Source organism: Laedolimicola intestinihominis, from assembly GCF_040096155.1.
Taxonomy (GTDB): Bacteria; Bacillota; Clostridia; order Lachnospirales; family Lachnospiraceae; genus Laedolimicola; species Laedolimicola intestinihominis.
On sequence record NZ_JBBMFE010000006.1, the window covers coordinates 18,939 to 42,520 of the forward strand.

Below are 23,582 nucleotides of genomic sequence, written 5' to 3' on the forward strand. Positions count from 1 at the left end.
GCCCGCTGATTTGTTGTGTGGGAAAATTCCCCTACTAAAGCATAACACAATATGCTATAATCCATATAGACATCGCGTACCATCATATAAACGCAGTGAAATTCACAGAAAAACGATATGAGGTATCGCAAAATATACAAGGGGAATGATAAAGATGAAGTTTCAAAAAAATAAACAGGGTTTTACCTTAGTGGAGCTTATTGTTGTACTGGTTATTCTGGCAATTCTTGCAGCCTTGCTTGTGCCGGCTTTGACCGGATACATTGACAGAGCCAAAGAAAAGAAAGTGACGGCAGAAGCAAAAGGCATCTGGACTGCCGCGCAGGCAGCGGCTTCTGAGTATTACGGACTGCATATCAATGACACAGCGATGCAGAAGTCTATGACAAATTCCTGTACAATCAATGGGAAGAGATACGTTAATCTGGGCAGAATCTCAAATTCGACATTTTCGGATGAACTGAAGAAGTGGCATACAAAAAATTTGACTGCCAGCCAGATGATTGGCCAGCAGGTACTGATCTACCTGGAAAGCACCGACAAGACGAATCCCCAGTATCAGTTTGGCAATGCCAGTGTTCCGATACAGGGGCAGTCTCTGAAGGTAAATATGAAAAACAATTTTGGAAGCAACGTACCTGGAAATGCAGTATTTATCCAGATATTTTATGATGAAAACTGCAGAGTTCTTGCGCATAACTTTGGGAAAGAGGGCTATCTGGTAACCATGACGGAGGGACAGGCTCCTGTCTGTGAGAAAAACGGAAAGGTGCTATAAAGATGGGCGAAAACAAGGAAGGAGAACGCCATGTCCCTGCAATTCATTTTCGGCAATTCCGGCGCGGGAAAATCCTATACTTTATTTCGGAGTGTGATCGAGGATTCCATCCGGCATCCGGATCAAAGCTATCTGGTGATCGTGCCGGAGCAGTTTACCATGCAGACCCAGAAGGAGCTGGTGCGGCTGCATCCGGACGGCGGTATCCTGAATATTGACATTTTAAGCTTTCAGCGGTTGGCTTACCGAGTGTTTGAGGAGACCGGAACCCGGGTGGGAAAGGTACTGGAGGAGACCGGTAAGAATCTGGTGCTGCGGAAAATCGCCCAGGAGCGAAAAGGGGAACTGAAGGTCCTCGGTGGGAATTTGAAGAAAATGGGGTATATCAGTGAGATTAAATCACTGATTTCCGAGCTGACCCAATACGCAGTGACGGAGGAGGCGCTGGCGGATTTCCTGGAGAAGAGTAAGGAGAAGCCTCATCTATATTATAAATTGTGCGACGTGCAGGTCCTCTACAAGGCGTTTCACGCCTATCTGGCGGATCAGTATATTACGGCGGAGGAGCTGCTGGAGGTGCTGTGCCGGGTGGTGGAGCGCTCAGAGATGATCCGGGAGAGCGTCATTGTGCTGGACGGCTTTACCGGCTTCACGCCGATTCAGAATAAGTTGATGCAGAAGCTGATGCTGTACGCAAAGAAGGTTATGGTGACGGTGACCATCGATGAGAGGGAGAATCCCTATCATGTGGAGGGGGAGCACCAGCTTTTTTACCTGAGTAAGAAGACTGTGGCGGGATTGAAGCGGCTGGCACAGGAAGTGGACGTAAAGGAAGAAGAGCCTGTCTGGGTTCATCCCGGGGAGAAGAGCCGGTTCGCGGCAGGCGGCGAGCTCCAGTGGCTTGAGCAGAATCTGTTCCGGCTGCGGTGGCAGCGATATCCGCAGAATTCCGGGCAGATCAGCCTTCACATTTTAAAAAATCCCGAGGAGGAGGTCGCCTGGGCAGCAGGCCGGATCCGGGAGCTGATTCGGGAGAAGAATTATCACTACCGGGATTTTGCCCTGATTACCGGAGACATGGAGAGCTACAGCCCGGTGCTGGAGCGAATACTGGCGGATTATGAGATCCCCTGCTTCCTTGACAATAAGCGCAGCATCCTGAAGAATCCCTTTGTAGAATTTATCCGGGCGCTGCTGGAGATTGCGGAGCAGGATTTCTCTTACGAATCGGTGTTCCGGTACCTGCGGAGCGGCCTGTCCGGTATGGAGCCGGAAGAGGTGGATCTGCTGGAAAATTATGTGCTGGCGCTGGGTGTTCGCGGCGCGAAGCGATGGGAAGAACGTTTTATTCGTAGTTATAAAGGACTCACGGAGGAAGAACTGGAGCAGATTGACAGTTACCGGGCAAGAGTGGCAGAGGACTTACTTCCCTTTGTGAAAATACAGCGGAAAAAGGCGGTGGATGTCCGTACCAGGACGACGGCGCTCTATGAGTTGATTGCGAAAAAAGGGATTCAGGGCAGACTGGCGGTCTTTGAGGAACGCTTCAGGCGGGAACATAATCAGGTGCTGGCCAAGGAGTATCATCAGATATACGGAATCCTGATGGATTTGCTGGATAAGCTGGTGGATCTGCTGGGTGAGGAAGAACTGACCATTCGGGAGTATACGGAGATTTTGGAGGCCGGTTTTGCGGAGGTCAGGGTCGGCGTGATCCCGCCCGGAGTCGATCAGGTCATGGCCGGAGATATGGAGCGTACCCGTCTGAAAGACGTTAAGGTACTCTTTTTCCTGGGCGTCAATGAGGGCAGCGTTCCAAAGAATATGTCCCGGGCAGGTCTGTTATCGGATATGGAGCGGGAACAGCTTCGAATATCCGGTATGGAGCTGGCTCCGACAGCCCGGGAGCAGGGCTATATTCAGCGGTTTTATCTGTATCTGAATCTGACGAAGCCATCGGACCAGCTTTATCTTTCCTGTACGCTGCTGGACAGCGGCGGCAAGGCGCTTCGTCCGTCCTATCTGATGAATGTGATGAAACGGTTATTCCCGGAACTGGAATTAAAGCAGGAGACGGTGCAGCGGGAAAACGGACTTCCGCGAACGGAACGGGAGGGCGTGCGCCTGCTTATCGAGGGTCTGAAAGAGTACAGGGAGGGGCGGGGCAGCGCGCAGTTCTATGAGCTGTACCGCTGGTACGCGAAGCAGGAGCGGTACGAGGAAAAGCTGACCCAGCTTCTGGACGGGGCATTTTCTGCCCATCAGGATACGAAGCTTGGCAAGGCAGTAGCCCATGCCCTGTACGGAACGGTGCTGGAGAACAACGTGACCAGACTGGAGCAGTACGCAGCCTGCGCTTACGCCCATTTCCTCATGTATGGATTGAAGTTGTCCGAGCGGGAGCAGTACGAGTTTGCGCCGGTGGACATGGGAAATATTTTTCATGAGACGCTGGAGGCATTTTCGAAGAAGCTGGATGCCAGCGACTATACCTGGAAGACCCTGCCCCGGGAAGTGGCGGATGAATGGGTGGAAGAATGTCTGGCCTCTTTGACCGTAGATTATGGCAATACGGTATTGAACAGCTCTGCCCGCAACAGCTATATGATTCGTCGAATGGCCCGGATTCTGAAACGGACGGTCTGGGCGCTTGGGGAGCAGATTCGAAAAGGGATGTTTACACCGGAAAATTATGAGATTTCATTTTCCGGCGTGTCGGATCTGGAAGCCATCAATATCGAATTATCTCCGGAGGAGCAGTTGAAGCTCCGGGGACGGATCGACCGGGTGGATACCTGCGAGGATGCGGAGCATGTGTATGTGAAGGTCATTGATTATAAGTCCGGAACTACGTCGTTTCAGCTGTTGGCGCTGTACCATGGACTGCAGCTGCAGCTGGTGATTTATCTGAACGCGGCCATGGAGCTGATGAAGAAGGAGCATCCTGACAAAGAGGTACTCCCGGCTGGCGTACTGTATTATCAGATACAGGATCCGGTACTGGATATGGATGGAGAGGAAGCGGATGTGACAGCCCGGGTACTGGAGAAGCTGAAACCAAATGGGCTTATCAATGGGGATCCGGAGATTATTAAGCGCCTCGATCAGTCTATGCCGGGACGGTCACAGGTGCTGCCCATTGCTTATAATAAAGATGGTTCCCTGCGTGCCGGTTCTCCGGTGGCCAGCGGCGAACAGTTCGCGGCACTTTCGCGTTATGTCAACCGAAAAATCCGGAAGATTGGCTCAGAGGTGCTGGATGGCCGGATGGACGTGAATCCATACGAACTGAAGGGGAAGACGGCCTGCGATTACTGCGCCTACAGCGGCGTCTGTGGGCTGGACAGCAAGACCGGGGGCTTTCACAGGCGGAGACTGCCTATTTTCGGGGATGATGAAATCTGGAAGCGGATAGAGGAGGAAGAACTGTGAGCGTCAGATGGACCGAGGAACAGAAAAAAGTCATTGATGTGAGAAATAAAAATGTGCTGGTTTCTGCGGCTGCCGGTTCCGGTAAGACGGCGGTTCTGGTGGAACGGATTCTTTCTCTGGTCTGCGGAGAGGGCGAGGACGAAAAACCGCTGGATGTGGACCGGCTTCTGGTGGTGACCTTTACGAAAGCCGCTGCGGCGGAGATGCGGGAGCGTGTGGGGCTGGCCCTGGAGAAACGGCTGGAGGCGGATCCGGAAAATGAACATCTGCAGAAGCAGCAGACGTTGATTCACAGCGCGCAGATTACCACCATTGACAGCTTCTGCCAGTATGTGATTCGAAATTATTTTCATCAGATTGATCTGGATCCGGCGTTCCGTATCGGGGACGAGGGCGAGCTGAAGCTATTGAAAGGTGATGTGGTGCAGGAGCTTCTGGAGGAGCATTACGGCGCTGAGGATCCGGAAGAACGGGCAAGATTCACGGAATTTGTGGAGGTCTATGCCACCGGAAAAAGCGATGTGGCCATTGAAAATCTGATTTTGCAGCTCTATGAGTTTGCGGTGAGCTATCCCTACCCGAAGCGATGGCTTGCGGAGTGTATGGAGCCTTATAGGGCGCAGACGGAGGGAGATCTGGAGCGTAGTCCCTGGATGCAGTTTTTGATGAATTATGTAAACCGGACATTTGCGGATCTGGAACAGGAAATTCGGAGAATGCTGGATATCTGCCATCTGCCTGGTGGACCTTATATGTATGAAGATGCGGTACAGGCGGATTTGCTTCAGGTGCAGGAGCTTCTGAGCTGCCGTGGTTATGAGAACATCCGGGAGCGGTTGACGGATCTTTCCTTTGCGCGGCTTTCCACAAAGAAGGATCCGAATGTGGAAGAAGAACGGAAGAATCAGATTAAGGCCTTTCGGGAGAGTATGAAAAAGAGCCTGAAGGACCTGAAAGAGAAGTTTTTCAATCTGCCCCTTACCGGTGTACTGGATGTAATTCAGAAGGCGGCTCCGACGACGGCGGTGCTGCTTTCCCTGACGGCGGAATTCGCAGATCGGTATCAGGAGAAGAAGCGGCTTAAAAATCTGGCGGATTTTCCGGATCTGGAGCATCTGGCACTGGAGATTCTGGTGGAGGATGTGGAGACCGGAGAGGATAGCAGGATGAAGATTGTGCCGACCGACGCGGCGCGGGAGCTGTCTGCCCGGTACGCACAGATTATGATTGACGAGTACCAGGACAGTAACCTGATTCAGGAGATTATTCTAAACAGCGTAAGCCGCGGACAGGGCATTCCCAATGTGTTCATGGTGGGTGACGTGAAGCAGAGCATCTACCGGTTTCGTCTGGCCAGGCCGGAGCTGTTTATGGAGAAGTATCATACTTATCCGCAGAGTGATGAGGCGGCGGAGATTCGGATTGATTTGCATAAGAATTTCAGAAGCCGGAGAGAGGTGCTGGAGGGGACGAACGATGTCTTCGAGAAGCTGATGACGGAAGCCGTGGGCGGCATCACCTATGACAGCGCGGCGGCGTTGTATCTGGGAGCGGAGATGCCGGAGCCGGAGAGTGGAATTAACGTGTCAGAACTGTTATTGTTAGAGAAAAACAAGGATTCCCTGCCCGAGACAGAGGACACGGACCAGGCCGAGCTGACCGACCGGGAGTTGGAGGCCCATGCGGCAGCCGACTGCATCCGCCGGGTCATGGCAGAGGGAAAAGTCTGGGATCGGGAAGCCGGAGCTTTTAGATCAGTGCGCTATGGGGATATTGTGATTCTGCTCCGCAGCCTGACCGGATGGGGTGATGTGTACGCCCGGGTATTGAACGCGGCGGGTATCCCGGCCCATACGGAATCCAGGACCGGATATTTTACCACGATCGAGATTCAGACCCTGTTAAATCTTTTGCGTATCGTGGATAATCCCAGACAGGATATCCCGCTGGCGGCGGTGCTGAAATCTATGATTGGCGGATTTACGGATGTGGAGCTGGCAAAGATTAAGAGCGCGTATCCGGATGTGAAGTTTCATGAGGCGTGCAGAAAGTATGCAGAAAAGAAAAAGAAGGAAAATGTAAAAAAGCAAGATGCAAAAGGGAAGGATGCGGAGTGTACAATAGAAGTACAAATCCAGGAGAAACTTCAGACCTTCTTCCATAATCTCCGCACCTACCGCGAACATGCCGAATTCCTCCCCATCCATGAACTCATCGAGGAGCTTCTCAGGATCACCGGCTACGGCGACTACCTGGCGGCAGAGCCGGCGGGGACCCAGCGGGAGGCCAATGTGCGGATGCTCATTGAGCGAGCCATTGCCTTTGAGAAGACCAGCTACCGGGGACTGTTCCATTTTGTAAGGTATATGGAGCAGCTGCAGAGCTATAAGGAAGACTTCGGCGAGGCCGGTATTCTGGGTGAAAATGAAAATGCGGTCCGTATTATGACCATTCACAAGAGTAAAGGTCTGGAATTCCCTGTTGTCATCGTGGCCGGACTTGGCAAGAGCTTTAACCGGCAGGATATCCGGAGCCGGGTCGTGATTCACCCGGAGCTGGGCGTAGGCGTAGATTGGGTGGACGCCGAGCTTCGTACCCGCACCGCCTCGCTCCCCAAACGGGTGCTGCAAAAGGCTCTGGATCTGGAGATGCTGGGAGAGGAGCTGCGCGTCCTCTATGTGGCATTTACCAGAGCGAAGGAAAAACTGATTCTGCTGGGCAGTGCGGCAAAGCTGGAGGAAAAGATGGGAAAAAGCCTGTCTTTTCGCACGATTTCCACGGCAGGAACTTACCTGGACTGGGTGCTTCCGGCTGTGGCGGGAAGTGGGGAGAGTCCCTTCGAAGTAAAAACAGTGACACTGGAAGGTCAGACGGAAGAAGCGCTGATCCGGCAGATGGAAAAGGAAGAACAGTGGGAGATTTTCGCCCACCCGGAGGAGCTTCCGGGAACAGACGAGGAGTATGCGAAGCTTCTGGAGAAACAGCTGTCCGACACTTACCCGTGGCAGGAGGATATCACCCTGCAGGGCAAGTTCAGTGTATCAGAATTGAAGAAAATGGGACAGACGGAAGAGGAGGATGCGGATACCCTTCTCTATCCGGCGGAAGAAATTGTGCCTTATATTCCGCGGTTTATGTCAGAGAAGGAACCGATCAGCGGAGCAGCCAGAGGTACGGCTTATCACCGGGCTCTGGAATGTCTGGATTTCCGGGAATTGTATCATTCGGAAAAGGTGAAGGAAGGACTGGCGCGGCTGGTGGAAGAGGGGCGGATGACGCAGGAGCAGGCGGACGTGGTACGCCCCTACGATATCTATGCCTTTGCACGGACGCCGTTGGCGAAGCGCATGAGCGCAGCCCGGGCTCGGGAAGAATTCCATACAGAGCAGCCCTTCGTAATCCGGATGCCCGCCCGGGAGCTTGAAATCGGCTGCGGAAGCGACGAGCCGGTTCTGATCCAGGGAATCATTGACGCCTGGTTCTATGAAAAAAATGAAAATGGGGAAAACGAGATCGTGGTTGTGGATTATAAGACCGATTTCGTGAAAGACGGTGGAGAACTTCTGAAAAAATACAAAAAGCAGCTGGATTATTATCAGCTGACCCTGGAGCGGCTCACCGGAAAACGGGTAAAGGAGAAGATTATTTATTCCTTCTGCCTGGAAGAGGAGATACATGCTCTCCGGTTGAATCCCCACAATAGATTGTGTATAATGAGCGGAGAAAAAACGTCAGCTTGCAGTTCCGCACAAATTGATTATTACGAAAGATAGATAAAGGAGTAACGACATGCCAGTATTCGATTTTAACAGCGCCCCGGCAGGCGCCCCGAAGGAGCCGGAGTGTACCTATACTACATACCGCACTAATTGCACAGAGGCCAGCCCGGAGCAGCCGATTCTTCTGCTTGACAATACAAAGCGTCAGTGGGAGCATCATTCCTGCGGCGTATTCACGAACCCGGCCAAGCAGACGGCCTTTGAATTCAAGGAAGAAGACGGAAAATTCAACGCGGATATTCTTTTGATTGACGCCCGTTTTGTGAGCCTGATCAAATGGCTGGGCGAGCATCAGATCCACGTACGCCTGTCCGGTGCCAACCGGGAGGACGGATATGCCGTATACAAGATTCGGGAGACAGCCTTTGGCGGCGGCACCAAGCTTTCCGCAGAGGACGGCTTTCTGCAGTTTATGATCGACCGGCTTTTTGCCAGCAACGCGCCTTCCGAGGAAGAAACGGATGAAGATCAGGACGAGGTCGGCGACGACATGAAGCTGACCAGTCTCCAGAGCATCACTGATTTCATGACCTGTGCAGGCCGTACACTTCCGGACAATATTCAGCTCTGGGCCAGAAGAAACCTGGCGGTGGCCCACTCCCATGAAGTATCCCCGGAGGAAAAGCGTCACGCCCAGAGGGCCCTGTCCATTATGATGAATATTCAATGGAAGAGCAATTATTTTGAAGCCATTGATCCGAAGGAAGCCCGCAGAATTCTCGATGAAGAGCTCTACGGCATGGAGAAAGTAAAGCAGCGTATTATCGAAACCATCATACAGATTAACCGTACCCATACACTTCCGGCTTACGGACTGCTTCTGGTGGGACCGGCCGGAACCGGAAAATCCCAGATCGCCTATGCGGTGGCGCGTATCCTGAAGCTGCCGTGGACCACCCTGGACATGAGCTCCATCAACGATCCGGAGCAGCTGACCGGAAGCTCCCGTGTCTATGCCAACGCGAAGCCGGGTATCATCATGGAGGCGTTTTCCATGTCAGGCGAGTCCAATCTGGTGTTCATTATCAATGAGCTGGACAAGGCCAACGCCGGAAAGGGCAACGGCAATCCCGCAGATGTGCTGCTGACACTGCTGGATAACCTGGGCTTCACCGACAACTACATGGAATGTATGGTGCCCACCGTAGGCGTGTACCCAATCGCCACAGCCAACGATAAGAGCCAGATCAGCGCGCCGCTCATGTCCCGTTTTGCGGTGATTGATATTCCGGATTACACGGAAGAAGAGAAAAAGGTGATTTTTTCCAAATTTGCGTTGCCGAAGGTGTTGAAGCGCATGAGCCTTCGTAAGGATGAGTGCATCGTGACGCCGGAAGGCCTGGACGCAGTCATTGCCAAGTATGCGGATACGACCGGAATCCGCGACCTGGAGCAGGCGGCGGAGCATATCGCGGCCAATGCGCTGTACCAGATTGAAGTAAATGAAGTAAAAGCCGTGAAATTTGATGCACAGATGGTGGAAGAACTGTTAGGATAAAATTTTATATAAGACGAACGAAATGGCGCAGGTTACCCCATGGGAAGCTGCGTCATTTTTGAGATCGGAAGCTATCTGTTTCATTTTGTGAGGTATGGGGTTCTTGCTGCGTTTTTCGCAAGAGAAAATATCCCATGACTCCGTCAAAATTTCCATATTTACAAAAAGAAAGGTAGATAGTATGCTCTAGTGAGGGAGAGATTTACCATGAGTGAAAATATGAAACAATCAAAGGGGATTGAAATGGTCAGCGGTTCGCTGCGGAAAAGACCATTCATACGGCTTTTTTGCTCTGCGGCCTTATAGGACTTCTGACAGGCGGAATCTGTTTTTCCTTTGCGAAGGGGATGCTGTCGCTGATGAACACCAAGCCGGAGCTTATTGATGGTGCGGTTTTATATCTGAAAATCTATGCCGTCGGCATGCCGGCTATGGGTATCTACAATTTTGGCAACGGCGTCATGAGCGCTTCGGGCGATACAAAGCATCCGCTGATGTATCTTGCTTTTGCGGGTGTAATCAATGTGATTCTGAACCTGTTTTTCGTTATTGAGTGTCACATGGCGGCGGAAGGCGTGGCTCTGGCCAGCGCTATTTCCCAGTATCTGTCGGCATTTCTGATTCTGGCACATCTGATGAGGCGCTCAAAGCGGTGTAAATTCCTTCGATGCAGTGACCGTATCGGGAAATGCGGCAGCCACCAACGCAGATACCATTATTTTCAATGTGATGTACGCTTTTTATACCGGCTGCACCAGCTTTATGGGGCAGAACCGCGGCGCCGGGCAGAGAAAGCGGGTGTTAAAAAGCTATTTTATTAGTTTGTTTTATTCCTTTGCCATCGGCGCGATTCTGGGCGGCTTGCTTTTTGTGTTCGGGCGGCAGTTTCTAAGCCTCTTCGCCACCGAGGCGGCGGTCTTGGATGTGGGCATGCAGCGAATCCGGATTATGGCCTTTTCCTATATGATTTCGGCTTTTATGGACTGCACCATTGCGGCCTCCAGAGGACTTGGAAAGAGCGTGGCGCCGACGGTCATCGTGATTTTGGGATCCTGCGTGTTTCGAATTGCATGGATTTACACGGTTTTCGCATATTTTCATACGATTCCGTCACTTTATCTGCTGTATTTCTTCTCCTGGACGATCACGTCGGTGGCGGAGATTCTTTACTTTGTACACACCTGGCGGAAAATGGTGCGTGAGGGGCAGTTATAAGGACAGCCTAAGGGAAATGATTTCGCGAGTCGCGTGAATGGAACCACAGAAAATGAGTATTTGAGGAACAGGTATGGAAAATTTTGAAGATAATTTGTTTTTAAAGGCCAATCTGGAGAAAGAAATTCCGATTCTGCGGACGCAGATCCAGAATCTCTACGAGCAGCTTGACCGGAAATTTCACCTACAGGGGGCTATGGTGCCGATTACCTTCGGCATGGATACGGACTGTCTGGGCTCCTACACCCGGGGCAGTCACAATGAGAAGGAGCATTTTCATTTTTCTCTGCTTTTTATCGGCTATGCGGTGAAGCATCCGCTGAGCAAAGAGGAGCGGACAGATCTCTACCGCCATGAATACGCCCATTACATGCAGTACAATATGCCGATTCCGAAGCAGTATCAGTGGCAGTCAGGCACCCACGGCAGCGCCTGGAAATACTGTTGTTCCCTGGTGGGCGCAGCACCGACGCCCTATTACAAGGCAGGCGAGGCATTGATGAAGCATAATTACGACAAGGTCCTGAAAAATCCGATTCACGATAAGACGGTCCCTCTGCGGGATCGGTATCGGCGGGAGCAGGAGCATAAGAAAGCGAAAGACAGCGTAATTCAGTATCAAATCGGTGAGCAGGTGTCTCATCCCAAATTCGGGCATGGCAGGGTGGAAAAAGTAGAGCAGAAAACGGGCTCGGTGAATCTGCATATCCGGTTTGAAGATGGGGTGCGGAAGATTGATCAGAAGTGGCTGATTCGGTCGAAGTATCAGAAAAAAGGATTGAATCTTGATCAATCTCAATGATTCGTCGTTTCAAAAGCATTAAAAGCATCAAAACGGCGTGGTTTTGCTTGCGTACAGTGGAATATGGGAGTATAATGATATCAATATTTTCGCTTGAGTTTAAAAGCTTTAATAGGATATTCGGCAAACCAGATGAAAGTCTGGGACGCAAAGCTAAAGGGCCTGTAAAATGGCAGCCAGTTGCATGAAATGAGGTGCACTGTCTGTTTGGCAGTGCTTTTTTATGGTAAAATAAAGCTTCATCAGATACATAGGAATTGTTGGATATTTTGATATTGTAAAAAAGGAAAATAGCAGAATAGCAGGAATAGAAGAAAAATGAAAGGAAAAAGAATAATTGCAGGCATTTTGCTTGCGGGAATTTTAGCAGTCACCCTGACAGGGTGTAAAAATACAGACAGCAGTAAAAAAGAAACCGAAAAGCCGGTCATTACACTCGGCAGCGACAGTTATCCACCCTATAATTATCTGAATGAGGATGGTGTGCCGACGGGCATAGATGTAGAACTGGCTACGGAAGCATTCAAAAGAATGGGCTATCAGGTGGAGGTTGTCCAGATTAACTGGGAGAAGAAAAAGGAACTGGTGGAGAGCGGAGAGATTGACTGTATCATGGGTTGTTTTTCCATGGAAGGACGCCTTGACGATTATCGCTGGGCGGGACCGTACATAGCAAGCCGTCAGGTGGTTGCGGTAAATGAGAACAGTGATATCTATAAACTGAGTGACTTGGAGGGAAAGAACCTGGCTGTCCAGTCCACAACCAAACCGGAAGGCATCTTCCTGAATCGGACGGATGAGAGAATTCCAAAGCTGGGTAATCTGATCAGCCTGGGACACAGGGAGCTGATCTATACGTTTCTTGGAAAAGGATATGTAGATGCAGTTGCAGCACACGAGGAATCTATCGTTCAGTATATGAAGGATTATGATGCAAGCTTCCGTATTCTGGAAGAGCCTCTGATGATCACCGGAATAGGTGTCGCTTTTGCAAAAGATGATGACAGAGGAATCTGTGAGCAGATGGGGCAGACGTTGGAAGAAATGCGTCAGGATGGCACATCCCTGAAAATCATTGAAAAATACCTGGATGATCCCCGGAAGTACCTGGAGGTGGATGATCTTGGATATTAAGAGAAAGAAAAAAGAAAAACGGATCCAGCTGCTCGGAGGTTTGATTGGAATCTGTGTGGCAGTAGTCTCTCTGTTTTATTTCTTCCACGCAGAAAAAGCGGAAGCAGAGAAAAGAATGGTGGAGATTGTAAACTATGTGAAAGTGCAGTGCTCCACCTACACCCATTATAATGAATCTTCGGAATCCAAAAGTCTTCTCCGTGCCATTGAAAGTGCTAGACAGATGAGCACGAATATCGATACGGAAATAGAAAACGGCGGTCAGCTAAGTCGGGATTTTCTGAAAGAAAACCTGCAGACTCTCTGGGTGGATGGTATCATTATACTGGATGCAGAGGGAAAGATGGACTGTGAATACAGTATGGATGAGTCTCTGACTAATGAGATCACGGAGTATCTGCAAAAAGACATTATCATGGATTTTGACGGATATGAAGAAAGAACTTATTCAGAACGGTTTAACAGGAAAGACGGATCACATATTGACATTGCAGCCTGTGCCAGAAAAGATGCACCAGGTATCGTTGCGACCTATTATTACACATCTCCTGAATTTGCCAGAAACTATACGCTGACGATACAAGGGCTTTTAAATGGTTATAGTGTCCAGAAAGATGGAACGATTATTGTTGCAGACGAGGGAATCGTTGTTGCCAGCAATGATGAGAGCCTGTTAGGGCAGAATACAACCGACAACGAAGTTGTTCAGGCAATGAAAAAGCATACAGACAGTCAGCACATTTATCATTTGAAGAACGAAGGAGCCGGATGCTACGGAATCATGCTGAAGCAGCGTGATTATTATATCTATGCGTATCTTTCGGATACGGAAGTATTCAGTAATCTTCCATTAAGTGTGATAAGTGTTATTTTTCTTTATTTTCTGATATTCAGCACATTCTGGTTCTGGACATACAGAATAAAGCAGGCACATCAGAAACAGGAACAGGAAAAAGATGAAAAATATAAGACAGAACTTCTGATAGCTGCAAAAAAGGCAGAAGCCGCCAATGAGGCAAAAACGGAGTTTCTCCAGCGGATGAGCCATGATATTCGGACTCCGATCAATGGAATCTGCGGTTTGGTCAATATGGCAGACCATTACGCAGATGATATGGAGAAGCAGACAGAATACAGGACAAAGATTAAAGAGGCATCTAATCTGTTGCTGGAGCTGGTAAACGATGTTCTGGACATGAGTAAGCTTGAGTCAGGTGAAATCGTTCTGGAAGAGATTCCGTTTAATCTGAGCAGTATTTTCAGGGAAGTATTTGTTGTGATCGAGCAGATGGCTGCAGAACAGAATATCCGGATCATGTGGGAGAAAAAAGAAATTACACACCGCGATTTTATTGGAAGTCCGGGGTATGTGAAACGTGTGATGATGAATATTCTGTCGAATGCGGTGAAATATAACAGAGAAAACGGAGAAATTTATATCAGCTGCATAGAAATTCCATCCAAACAGCCCGGAATGACGACAATGGAATTTGTCTGCCGGGATACAGGAATCGGAATGACTGAGGAGTTCCAGAAACGTGTGTTTGAACCATTTGCACAGGAACACACAGGAAGCCGAACAAAATTTACAGGAACAGGCCTGGGAATGCCGATTTCAAAGAAGCTGGTCGAAAAAATGGGCGGAACGATTACCTTTGAAAGTGAAGAAGGTGCGGGAACCACATTTGTGATCCGGGTTCCGTTTAAAATAGATCCGGATGTGGATAAACGTGAAGAACAGAAGAATGTATCCGAAAAATCTATAAAGGGGCGGCATATTCTTCTGGCAGAGGATAACGAGCTGAACATGAAAATTGCAGAGTTTATGCTTCAGAATGAAGGTGCTGATGTGACAAAGGCATGGAATGGACAGGAAGCTGTTGAACTGTTCAGAAATAGTGAACAGGGTGAATTTGATGTTATTCTTATGGACATTATGATGCCGGTCATGAATGGCTATGAAGCTACAAAGAGGATCCGGGCTTTGGACAGAGAGGATGCAAAGAAAATACCAATCATTGCAATGACAGCAAATGCGTTTACGGAGGACAGAATAAGAGCAAAAGAAGCAGAAATGGACGAACATATCTCTAAGCCTGTTGATGTGAAGCTATTGGTAAAGGTAATTCATGAATTGCTGAATTAGCGGAAAATAATTTCAGATAGGGGATTCGTAATGAAAAAGAAAAAATGGAACAGAGCTTTGGCTGTGCTTTTTGTGATGATGACTGCCGTAACACTTCTTTCGGGCTGCGGCAGCAAAAGCGCGGAAAAAGAAGATGCAGAAACAATCACGGTGTATTTATGGAGCACAAGCCTGTATGAAAAATATGCGCCATACATCCAGGAACAGCTTCCGGACATCCAGGTTGAATTTGTCGTGGGAAATAACGATCTGGATTTCTACAAATTTCTGAATGAAAATGGTGGATTACCGGATATTATAACCTGCTGCCGCTTTTCCCTGCACGATGCAAATCCCCTGAAAGACAGTCTGATGGACCTTTCCACAACCAATGTGGCAGGCGCTGTCTATGACACCTACCTCAGCAATTTTATGAATAAGGATGGAAGCGTAAACTGGCTCCCGGTGTGTGCGGATGCCCATGGATTTGTGGTGAATAAAGATCTTTTTGAAAAGTATGATATTCCTCTTCCAACAGATTACGAAAGCTTTATCTCTGCCTGCCAGGCATTTGACAAAGTGGGCATTCGCGGGTTTACGGCAGACTATTATTATGATTATACCTGTATGGAAACACTGCAGGGGCTGTCTGCATCAGAACTTTCTTCCATAGATGGACGTAAGTGGCGTACCGCCTACAGTGACCCGGATAATACAAAGAGAGAAGGTCTGGACAGTACCGTCTGGCCGGAGGCTTTTGAACGTATGGAGCAGTTTATCCGGGATACCGGTCTGAGCCGGGATGATCTGGATATGAATTACGACGACATCGTTGAGATGTATCAAAGTGGTAAGCTTGCCATGTACTTCGGCAGCTCTTACGGTGTAAAAATGTTTCAGGATCAGGGTATAAACACAACATTTCTGCCATTCTTTCAGGAGAACGGTGAAAAGTGGATTATGACTACGCCATATTTTCAGGTGGCTTTAAACAGCGACCTGTCAAAGGATGAAGCACGTCGAAAGAAAGCAATGAGGGTACTGAATACAATGCTTTCAGAGGATGCACAGAACCAGATCATTTACGATGGACAGGATCTGTTAAGCTACAGTCAGGATGTGGATATGCAGCTTACGGAATATCTGAAGGATGTGAAATCTGTGATCGAAGAAAATCATATGTATATCCGAGTTGCGTCAAATGACTTTTTTTCTGTTTCCAAGGATGTGGTTTCCGGGATGATCTCAGGAGAGTACGATGCAGAGCAGGCCTATGAGGCATTTAACAAGCAGCTTCTTGAAGAGAACTCCACTTATGAGAATATCGTGCTGGATTCACAGAAATCCTATTCCAACCGTTTTCATAGCAGTGACGGAAATGCAGCATATTCTGTTATGGCAAACACCTTGCGCGGCATTTATGGGACAGATGTGCTGATCGCAACCGGAAACAGCTTTACAGGAAATGTGCTGAAGGCCGGTTATACTGAAAAAATGGCCGGTGATATGATCATGCCAAATGGTCTTTCGGCTTACAGCAGTAAGATGAGCGGAGCTGAACTAAAAGAGACAGTGAAAAGCTTTGTAGAAGGCTACCAGGGTGGTTTCATTCCGTTCAACCGCGGCTCTCTGCCTGTGCTCAGCGGTATTTCTGTGGAGGTCAAAGAAAGAGAGGATGGTTATACACTGAGCAAAGTTACGAAGGACGGAAAACAAATTCAGGACAAGGATACCTTCACAGTAACCTGTCTTGCGATACCAAAACACATGGAAGCGTATCCGGCAGGTGAGAACATTGTATTTGATGGAGGCGATGCCACTGTAAAAGAGACCTGGACAGGATATATTTCAGATGGTGATGCCATTCTTGCAGAGCCAGAAGACTACATGACTCTGAGGTGAGAAGAATGGATATTAAGAATCATAACACAGACAGAAAGAAGCCTGTCATGAGAAAACGATTAAGGATAGAGGTCTTTATTGTTGCTTTTGTGGGAATTGTTCTGCTGGTTTTCCAATATTTTAGATTTGTGTCGAAAACTATTTATGAGGAAAGTGTTTCTCATCTGACAGAGGTTTTTCATCAGTCTGATAATATGCTGCGGGAACTGACAGATAAGAACCTGACCTATCTTCATATGTGGGGTGAGAATCTGCAGGATATTTCCAACGAAGACGAAATTCGTGATTATATAAAGAAAGCGCAGGCAGATGCCGGCTTTTTAGACTTCTTTTTCCTGTCAGCAGACGGAAACTATAAGATGACAACAGGAGAAACAGGGTATCTTGGATTACAGGAAAATATGGAAGAGGAGATCCGGCAGGGAAATGATGTGATAGCGAATGCAGCAGTTCCCGGAAAATCTCAGCTGCTAGTTTTTGCCACTCCAAGATCTCATGGGATCTATCAGGATTTTGAATATGATGCGATCGCCATTGCGTATGAAAATGCTGATATCGTAGATGTGCTGGATATTTCTGCTTTCAATGGAAATGCTCAGAGTTTTATTGTTCATCCGGATGGCCGTGTTGTGATTGATCATTCTTCTGAGTCATGGGGAAATGTGTATAGTTTTTTCGGTGTCCTGAGAGAGCATTCAGATATGTCCGAAAAAGAGATTAATGAGCTTTTGGAGAAGTTCAAAGCGGGACGTACCGATGCGATGCTGCTGAAGCTGGATGGAAAGAACTACTATCTGGTCTATGAAAAATCGAATATTCAGGACTGGGTGTTTTTGGGGCTGGTCCAGGCGGATATCGTCAATGCCAGTATGAACAGTCTTCAGCATAGTACAATACTCCTTGTCGGTGCGATTGTATTCTGTATTGCTGCATTTTTTATCAGTCTGATTATTCAAAAAGGCAGAACAGACCTCAGGAAAAAGGATACGGAGATTCTGTATCGTGACGAACTGTTTCAAAAGCTTTCCATGAATGTGGATGATGTTTTTCTGATGCTGGATGCAAAAACCTACAAGACGGATTACGTCAGTCCAAATGCAGAAAAATTGCTGGGCATTACAGTAGAACAGATCCATAAAGATATTTGTATTCTGGGAAAACTGCATCCTGAAGAATCTGAAGCTTCCAAGAAGAATTATCTGAAAGAAATCAAGGTTTATGAGCAAAAGGAATGGGATTTTGAATGTGTTCATCAGAAAACAGGGGAAAAACGATGGTTTTATATTGTTGCAATGGGCAGCGAGGTAAACGGGCAAAAGAAATATATCCTGGTTATGTCAGATCGTACCTCTGACTGGAAAATGAATCAGGCACTCTCCGAGGCGGTACGCGCAGCGGAGACAGCAAACAGGGCAAAGAGTACCTTCCTCTCAAATATGTCTCACGATATCCGGACGCCTATGAATGCGATTATCGGTTTTTCGACACTTGCTGTAAGTAATATTGATGATCAGAAAAGGGTTCGGGATTATCTGGGCAAGATCCTTTCCTCCAGCAACCATCTGCTCTCGCTGATCAATGATATATTGGATATGAGTCGTATTGAGAGCGGAAAGCTCCATCTGGAAGAAACAGAAGTCAGTCTGTCAGATGTGCTTCATGATCTGAAGACGATTATCAGCGGGCAGATTCATGCGAAGCAGCTGGAACTTTATATGGATGCCATGGATGTTACGAATGAGGATGTCTACTGTGACAAGACTCGACTGAATCAGGTGCTGCTGAATCTCTTGTCTAATGCGGTTAAGTTTACACCGGCAGGCGGAACGGTTTCTGTCCGTCTCAAACAATACCCGGGGACAGTAAAAGGCAGTGAATTGTACGAGATCCGGGTAAAGGATAACGGAATCGGCATGAGTCAGGAATTTGTACAGAAGATTTTTTCTCCTTTTGAGAGAGAGCGGACTTCCACAGTCAGCAGAACCCAGGGTACAGGACTTGGCATGGCGATCACTAAAAATATTGTGGATATGATGAACGGAAGCGTTGAGGTTCAGACAGAAAAGGGCAAAGGCACTGAATTTATTGTTCGTTTGCCATTTCGGATTCAGGCTGAGCGCCACCATACAGAGAAGATCGCAGAATTGGAAGGCCTTAAGGCACTGGTTGTAGATGATGACTTTAATACCTGTGACAGTGTGACAAAAATGCTTGTGAGGGTCGGAATGCGTTCAGAATGGACACTTTCCGGCAGGGAGGCGGTTCTCCGTGCACGTCAGTCGGTGGAACTGGGAGATGCGTTCCACGCTTATATCATTGACTGGCGACTGCCGGATATGAATGGCATTGAAGTTACCCGCCAGATCCGCAGTCTTGGTGATGATACACCGATCATTATACTGACGGCTTATGATTGGTCTGATATCGAAGTAGAAGCAAAGGCAGCAGGAGTGACTGCATTTTGTGCAAAACCTTTATTTATGTCAGATATCAGAGAGACTTTGATGAGTGCTATTGGCCAGAGTCAGTCCGAATCAGAGGATTTGGTTCTTCCGGAAGCAGGTTCGGATTTCAGAGGCAGATGCATACTGCTTGTGGAAGACAATGAACTGAACAGTGAAATTGCGGTGGAGATTCTCAATGAATATGGCTTTCTGGTTGATACTGCAGAAAATGGCACAGAGGCAGTGGAGAAAGTTAAGAATTCGACACCAGGAAATTATGATCTGGTACTGATGGATGTGCAGATGCCGGTAATGAATGGATATGAGGCTACAAAACAGATCCGTGCGCTGGATGATCCGGCACTGGCGGGAATCACTATCCTTGCCATGACAGCCAATGCCTTTGATGAGGACAGAAAGAAAGCCCTGGAATGCGGTATGGATGGATTCTTATCCAAACCAATTGTGATAGAGGAGTTGATCAGCATCTTACACGACAGCCTGCAGGATTAGGCAGCAGCAACAGAACTTATCGGGCAGAAGAAATTGTGTTGGAAGAAATGTATATAGATAATACCTTGCCGGACTTCATTTTCGATGGAGTCCGGCTTTCTGTATCCGGAAGCAGTATTTCCTGTTCCGGCAAAAAGAATGGAAATTGAGCTTGAAATGCGTTGATAATTTTGCCGATAATATGGTATACTATGTAATAGATTAACGTAGTTTTTGGTGGATTTTATGGTGGAGGATCATAGATGCGATATCTTTCAGTTGCTGAAATAGCGAAAAAGTGGGATGTGTCAGAGCGTAGTGTCAGAAATTACTGCGCCCAGGGGCGTGTGAATGGTGCGTTTCTTACCGGTAAGACATGGAACATTCCGGAAAACGCAGAAAAACCGGAGCGTACCAACAAAAGAAAAGAAGGACCGATTACTCTGTTGGATATTCTGAAAGAGCAGAAGGCAAGTAAATATTCCGGCGGGATCTACCACAAAACACAGATTGATTTGACATACAATTCCAACCATATGGAAGGAAGCCGCCTGACCCACGATCAAACCCGATATATCTTTGAAACCAATACCATCGGTGTAGAAAAAGAAGTTCTGAACGTGGACGACGTGATTGAAACAGCAAATCACTTCCGCTGCATTGACATGATCATTGATCATGCAAAAGCAGCGCTGACGGAGAAGCTCATCAAAGAGCTTCACTTGGTTTTGAAGAACGGCACCAGCGATTCCAGAAAAGATTGGTTTGCTGTTGGCGATTATAAGAAACTTCCGAATGAAGTCGGCGGCATGGATACCGCCCTTCCGGAAGAAGTTGCCGATAAAATGAAGGCCCTGCTGACAGAATATAACGCCAAGGAAGAAAAGACCTTAGAGGATATTCTGGACTTCCATGTGAAGTTTGAGCGGATTCATCCGTTCCAGAACGGCAACGGGCGTGTAGGCAGACTCATTATGTTCAAGGAATGCCTGAAATACAATATCGTTCCGTTCATCATTGAGGACAATCTGAAGATGTTCTATTACCGTGGATTGATGGAATGGGACAATGAAAAAAGCTATCTGACAGATACCTGTCTGACCGCACAGGATAAGTATAAAGCGTATTTGGATTATTTCAGGATTGGGTATTAAGCAAGAAGTGAGGTGCAGCTATGTCGGCAGGATTTACCGGGCATGATGAAAAGTCTCATATCGTCTCATAAGCCCCGTTTTTAAGCGTTTTGTGTGTTGCGATCTCAAATTTACCAAAGATTTACCAATATTTCTGGAGAGTCAGACTTTGTTGATAATGCGGACGGAAAATCAGAAGACAAAGCTGTTCGTGCTGCGAGATATATAACGACCGTGGTTGATAAATTGCTGAACCCTGTCTTAGATCGGGAAATTAAGCACAGGATTTCGTGTGGCATTGGAATACATACAGGTGAGATTACGCTATCAAAAGTTGGCATGAAATCCGTAAAAGTCGTTCCTTTCATGATACTGTACGGCCCCCAGATTGAGGTCGCAACATGATGACCAACACCGGTAACAGCCAGAAGAACGACCAGTACAATGGCACAGGTACGCTTCAATTTGCGGTTATGAAAGTAAATAGCGGACTCTCGCTCAGGCAGTAAACCTATGGAGCGTTTACCTTGCTTCTTTTTACAGGATTGAGTTGTTCCAACCATGCATAAAAGCTTTCCCATACCTGCATTTCTGTTTCCTGACGTCTGTCTTTTCTCTCTTCCGGAGTAAGGTCACGGAACTGCTTTTCCAAAAAGAAAAGCTTGTTGCAGTATGCCAGACCAACTTCAGCCGGGATCATGCTGGGGATTTCCTCTTTCTTAGGAAGAAGCGGCTTTTTGATTTCTTCCTCGGAATTGATATCCAACAGCTTCAGCTTTTTCCGACGCTCCGCTTGGCATCCTCGCCGTTCAGAGACGAGAGTTAATTATCGAGGAAGTTCACATTATGAATACAAGACAATCAAAAAAACAATCGTAAAAAAATACGATTGCATTTTTGCGTATTTCTGCATATAATATATTCAATAAGAACGAAATGGAGGCGATTGATATGCGTGAAACAAGAATAGTGGAGTTCAAGGAAACGATTACGAACACATTTTTAAAAACAGTCAGTGCCTTTTCAAATTATGATGGCGGAACCATTCTTTTTGGTGTAGATGATGATGGAAATATAAAAGGTTTGCCGGATGTCAAGCAAGCTTGTCTGGATATTGAAAATAAAATCAATGACAGCATTACACCGCAGCCGGATTATACGCTTGAAATACAAAATAATGACCAGACGATAAAACTTACTGTGAAAAGTGGACTTCAGAAGCCGTATCTATATAAATCGAAAGCCTACAAGCGGAATGATACAGCAACGATAGAAGTAGACACTCTGGAGTTTTCAAGGCTGGTACTGGATGGAAAAAACATTCGATTTGAAGAATTGCCTTGCAAAGATCAGGAACTGTCCTTTGAAATTTTACATCGTAAACTGAAAGAAACTGTCCGGATTGAAAATTTTGATAAGGATACGCTGAAAACATTAAACTTATATGACGATGTAAATGGATTCAATAATGCGGCAGGAATTTTGGCAGATAAAAATCATTTCCCCGGAATTGATATTGTCAAATTCGGAGAAAACATCAGTATCATTCAAAAGAGATCAACCTTTGAAAATATATCGGTTTTAGAGGTATATGAAAAGGCAATCGAGGTATTCAGAGACTATTATCAATACGAAGTAATACAAGGTGCCGATCGAAAGAAAATGGAGAAAATACCGGAAGCTGCTTTTCGAGAAGCAATCGCCAATGCTCTGATTCATAGAGTATGGGATGTGGATTCACAAATCAGAGTTTCGATGTTTGATGATCGAATCGAAATTGTTTCTCCTGGTGGATTACCGTCTGGAATCACAGAGGAAGAATATCTGTTTGGAAAGCTTTCTGTTTTAAGAAATAGAAATCTTGCCAATGTATTTTATAGATTAGGATTCGTAGAGATATTTGGAACGGGAATTACAAGAATAAAACAACTCTATGCGGAAGCTTTGATAAAACCGGATTTTGAAGTTTCGGAAAATGCTATAAAAATTGTGCTTCCGATATTTGAAAAAAATGCTGATCTGACAGAAGATGAAATTGTAGTTTATAAGCTTTTGAGCAAGACGATGCTGAAGCCGATCAGCGAAGTTGCACCGTATGTACCTTTTGGTAAATCAAAGACAACAAAGATACTGAAAGGTATGTGCGAAAAAGGTGTGATCACAGTGGAAGGAAAAGGCAAGGGTACAAAATATATCATTAGTTAAGTCATAGATTCCTGAAACAATGTTTCGGAAATTCAAAGAAAGCAACAGGTAGTAACAACTTGCTCAATCTTGCTCTGATTTGCCACAATCTGTAATTTCAGAGCATATCACAATAACCACGGAAATCCCTTGCAAAACAGGGCATTCCGGGGCAATTCAAGGAGAAATAAAACAATGATAAAGGTACTTTTTATCTGCCACGGCAACATCTGCCGCAGCACCATGGCTCAATACGTTATGCAGGATCTGGTCACCCGCCACGGCCTTGCGGAGCATTTTTACATCAATTCCGCTGCCACCAGCATGGAGGAAATCGGTAACCCGGTGCATCGCGGTACCCGGGCGAAGCTGAAAGAGGTGGGTATTCCCTGCGGAGACCATCGGGCGGTGCAGATGCAGCGGTCCGATTATGACAAATATGATTATATCATCGGCATGGATAGCTGGAACCGCCGGAACATGATGCGGATTCTTGGCAAAGACCCCGAAGGAAAAGTGTCTTTGCTGTTGGATTATACAGACCATCCGCGGGATATTGCAGATCCCTGGTATACGGGGAACTTTGATGCGACCTATGACGATGTAAAAGCGGGCTGTGAAGCCCTGTTGACACATATTCAAGAGACAGAAGGGAGAAAATGAT

At 47.2% G+C, this 23,582-nt stretch carries 15 protein-coding genes and 1 riboswitch; of the genes, 14 read left to right on the plus strand and 1 reads right to left on the minus strand.

The genetic code is table 11. From position 1 onward, the window contains the following. Positions 1–154 precede the first annotated feature (154 nt). The 12 genes from WMO29_RS08050 (at position 155) to WMO29_RS08105 (ending at position 20,755) form a co-directional block, all read left to right on the plus strand. Positions 155–778 (plus strand): type II secretion system protein, encoded by a 624-nt coding sequence (locus WMO29_RS08050; protein WP_349164407.1) that lies wholly within the window; start codon positions 155–157, stop codon positions 776–778. A 30-nt stretch (positions 779–808) separates the two neighbouring features. Then, on the plus strand, positions 809–4,210 hold the full coding sequence (gene addB, locus WMO29_RS08055) for a helicase-exonuclease AddAB subunit AddB (RefSeq protein WP_349164408.1): 3,402 nt from the start codon (positions 809–811) through the stop codon (positions 4,208–4,210). After that, positions 4,207–7,983 carry a helicase-exonuclease AddAB subunit AddA gene (addA, locus tag WMO29_RS08060; RefSeq protein ID WP_349164409.1) on the plus strand — a complete coding sequence of 1,259 codons (3,777 nt, stop codon included), beginning with the start codon at positions 4,207–4,209 and terminating at the stop codon, positions 7,981–7,983. The genes addB and addA overlap by 4 nt, the downstream gene beginning before the upstream one ends. A gap of 16 nt (positions 7,984–7,999) precedes the next feature. Beyond that, positions 8,000–9,487 carry an AAA family ATPase gene (locus WMO29_RS08065; RefSeq protein ID WP_349164411.1) on the plus strand — a complete coding sequence of 496 codons (1,488 nt, stop codon included), beginning with the start codon at positions 8,000–8,002 and terminating at the stop codon, positions 9,485–9,487. A gap of 287 nt (positions 9,488–9,774) precedes the next feature. Continuing rightward, positions 9,775–10,308 (plus strand): MATE family efflux transporter, encoded by a 534-nt coding sequence (locus WMO29_RS08070; RefSeq protein ID WP_349164413.1) that lies wholly within the window; start codon positions 9,775–9,777, stop codon positions 10,306–10,308. Continuing rightward, positions 10,202–10,702, plus strand: a complete 501-nt coding sequence (locus tag WMO29_RS08075) for an MATE family efflux transporter (RefSeq protein WP_349164529.1) — start codon at positions 10,202–10,204, stop codon at positions 10,700–10,702. Before WMO29_RS08070 ends, WMO29_RS08075 begins: the two co-directional genes overlap by 107 nt. Before the next feature lie 73 nt (positions 10,703–10,775). Beyond that, positions 10,776–11,504, plus strand: coding sequence for a hypothetical protein (locus tag WMO29_RS08080; protein ID WP_349164414.1), 729 nt, complete (start codon positions 10,776–10,778; stop codon positions 11,502–11,504). Positions 11,505–11,616: 112 nt separating this feature from the next. Further along, a riboswitch (cyclic di-GMP riboswitch) is annotated at positions 11,617–11,692 on the plus strand. 130 nt (positions 11,693–11,822) lie between these two features. Next, positions 11,823–12,638: a substrate-binding periplasmic protein gene (locus tag WMO29_RS08085; RefSeq protein WP_349164415.1), complete on the plus strand. Its 816-nt coding sequence runs from the start codon at positions 11,823–11,825 to the stop codon at positions 12,636–12,638. Next, complete coding sequence (locus tag WMO29_RS08090) at positions 12,622–14,784, plus strand: ATP-binding response regulator (RefSeq protein WP_349164417.1); 2,163 nt, start codon at positions 12,622–12,624, stop codon at positions 14,782–14,784. The genes WMO29_RS08085 and WMO29_RS08090 overlap by 17 nt, the downstream gene beginning before the upstream one ends. Positions 14,785–14,814: 30 nt before the next feature. Further along, positions 14,815–16,665, plus strand: a complete 1,851-nt coding sequence (locus tag WMO29_RS08095; protein ID WP_349164419.1) for an ABC transporter substrate-binding protein — start codon at positions 14,815–14,817, stop codon at positions 16,663–16,665. 5 nt (positions 16,666–16,670) lie between these two features. After that, on the plus strand, positions 16,671–19,622 hold the full coding sequence (locus WMO29_RS08100; protein WP_349164420.1) for a hybrid sensor histidine kinase/response regulator: 2,952 nt from the start codon (positions 16,671–16,673) through the stop codon (positions 19,620–19,622). Positions 19,623–19,864: 242 nt separating this feature from the next. After that, a complete protein-coding gene (locus tag WMO29_RS08105; protein ID WP_349164421.1) occupies positions 19,865–20,755 on the plus strand; it encodes a Fic family protein in 891 nt (296 codons plus the stop codon). A gap of 490 nt (positions 20,756–21,245) precedes the next feature. Here the strand turns inward: WMO29_RS08105 and WMO29_RS08110 are convergent, their stop codons facing one another. Further along, complete coding sequence (locus WMO29_RS08110; RefSeq protein ID WP_349164422.1) at positions 21,246–21,434, minus strand: IS66 family transposase; 189 nt, start codon at positions 21,432–21,434, stop codon at positions 21,246–21,248. 251 nt (positions 21,435–21,685) lie between these two features. On the opposite strand from WMO29_RS08110, the gene WMO29_RS08115 reads away from it, so the two are divergent. Next, positions 21,686–22,939, plus strand: coding sequence for an ATP-binding protein (locus WMO29_RS08115; protein ID WP_308562508.1), 1,254 nt, complete (start codon positions 21,686–21,688; stop codon positions 22,937–22,939). 174 nt (positions 22,940–23,113) lie between these two features. Further along, a complete protein-coding gene (locus tag WMO29_RS08120) occupies positions 23,114–23,581 on the plus strand; it encodes a low molecular weight protein-tyrosine-phosphatase (protein WP_349164423.1) in 468 nt (155 codons plus the stop codon). Position 23,582 lies beyond the last annotated feature (1 nt).

What these genes read in the sequence shown, in the direction of transcription:
- WMO29_RS08065 (WP_349164411.1), top strand. Translation starts at nt 8,000, where the DNA reads ATGCCAGTATTCGATTTTAACAGCGCCCCGGCAGGCGCCCCGAAGGAG.
- WMO29_RS08095 (WP_349164419.1), top strand. Translation starts at nt 14,815, where the DNA reads ATGAAAAAGAAAAAATGGAACAGAGCTTTGGCTGTGCTTTTTGTGATG.
- WMO29_RS08080 (WP_349164414.1), top strand. Translation starts at nt 10,776, where the DNA reads ATGGAAAATTTTGAAGATAATTTGTTTTTAAAGGCCAATCTGGAGAAA.
- WMO29_RS08115 (WP_308562508.1), top strand. Translation starts at nt 21,686, where the DNA reads ATGCGTGAAACAAGAATAGTGGAGTTCAAGGAAACGATTACGAACACA.
- addB (WP_349164408.1), top strand. Translation starts at nt 809, where the DNA reads ATGTCCCTGCAATTCATTTTCGGCAATTCCGGCGCGGGAAAATCCTAT.
- WMO29_RS08090 (WP_349164417.1), top strand. Translation starts at nt 12,622, where the DNA reads ATGATCTTGGATATTAAGAGAAAGAAAAAAGAAAAACGGATCCAGCTG.
- WMO29_RS08110 (WP_349164422.1), bottom strand. Translation starts at nt 21,434, where the DNA reads ATGATCCCGGCTGAAGTTGGTCTGGCATACTGCAACAAGCTTTTCTTT.
- WMO29_RS08100 (WP_349164420.1), top strand. Translation starts at nt 16,671, where the DNA reads ATGGATATTAAGAATCATAACACAGACAGAAAGAAGCCTGTCATGAGA.
- WMO29_RS08105 (WP_349164421.1), top strand. Translation starts at nt 19,865, where the DNA reads ATGCGATATCTTTCAGTTGCTGAAATAGCGAAAAAGTGGGATGTGTCA.
- WMO29_RS08120 (WP_349164423.1), top strand. Translation starts at nt 23,114, where the DNA reads ATGATAAAGGTACTTTTTATCTGCCACGGCAACATCTGCCGCAGCACC.
- WMO29_RS08050 (WP_349164407.1), top strand. Translation starts at nt 155, where the DNA reads ATGAAGTTTCAAAAAAATAAACAGGGTTTTACCTTAGTGGAGCTTATT.
- WMO29_RS08085 (WP_349164415.1), top strand. Translation starts at nt 11,823, where the DNA reads ATGAAAGGAAAAAGAATAATTGCAGGCATTTTGCTTGCGGGAATTTTA.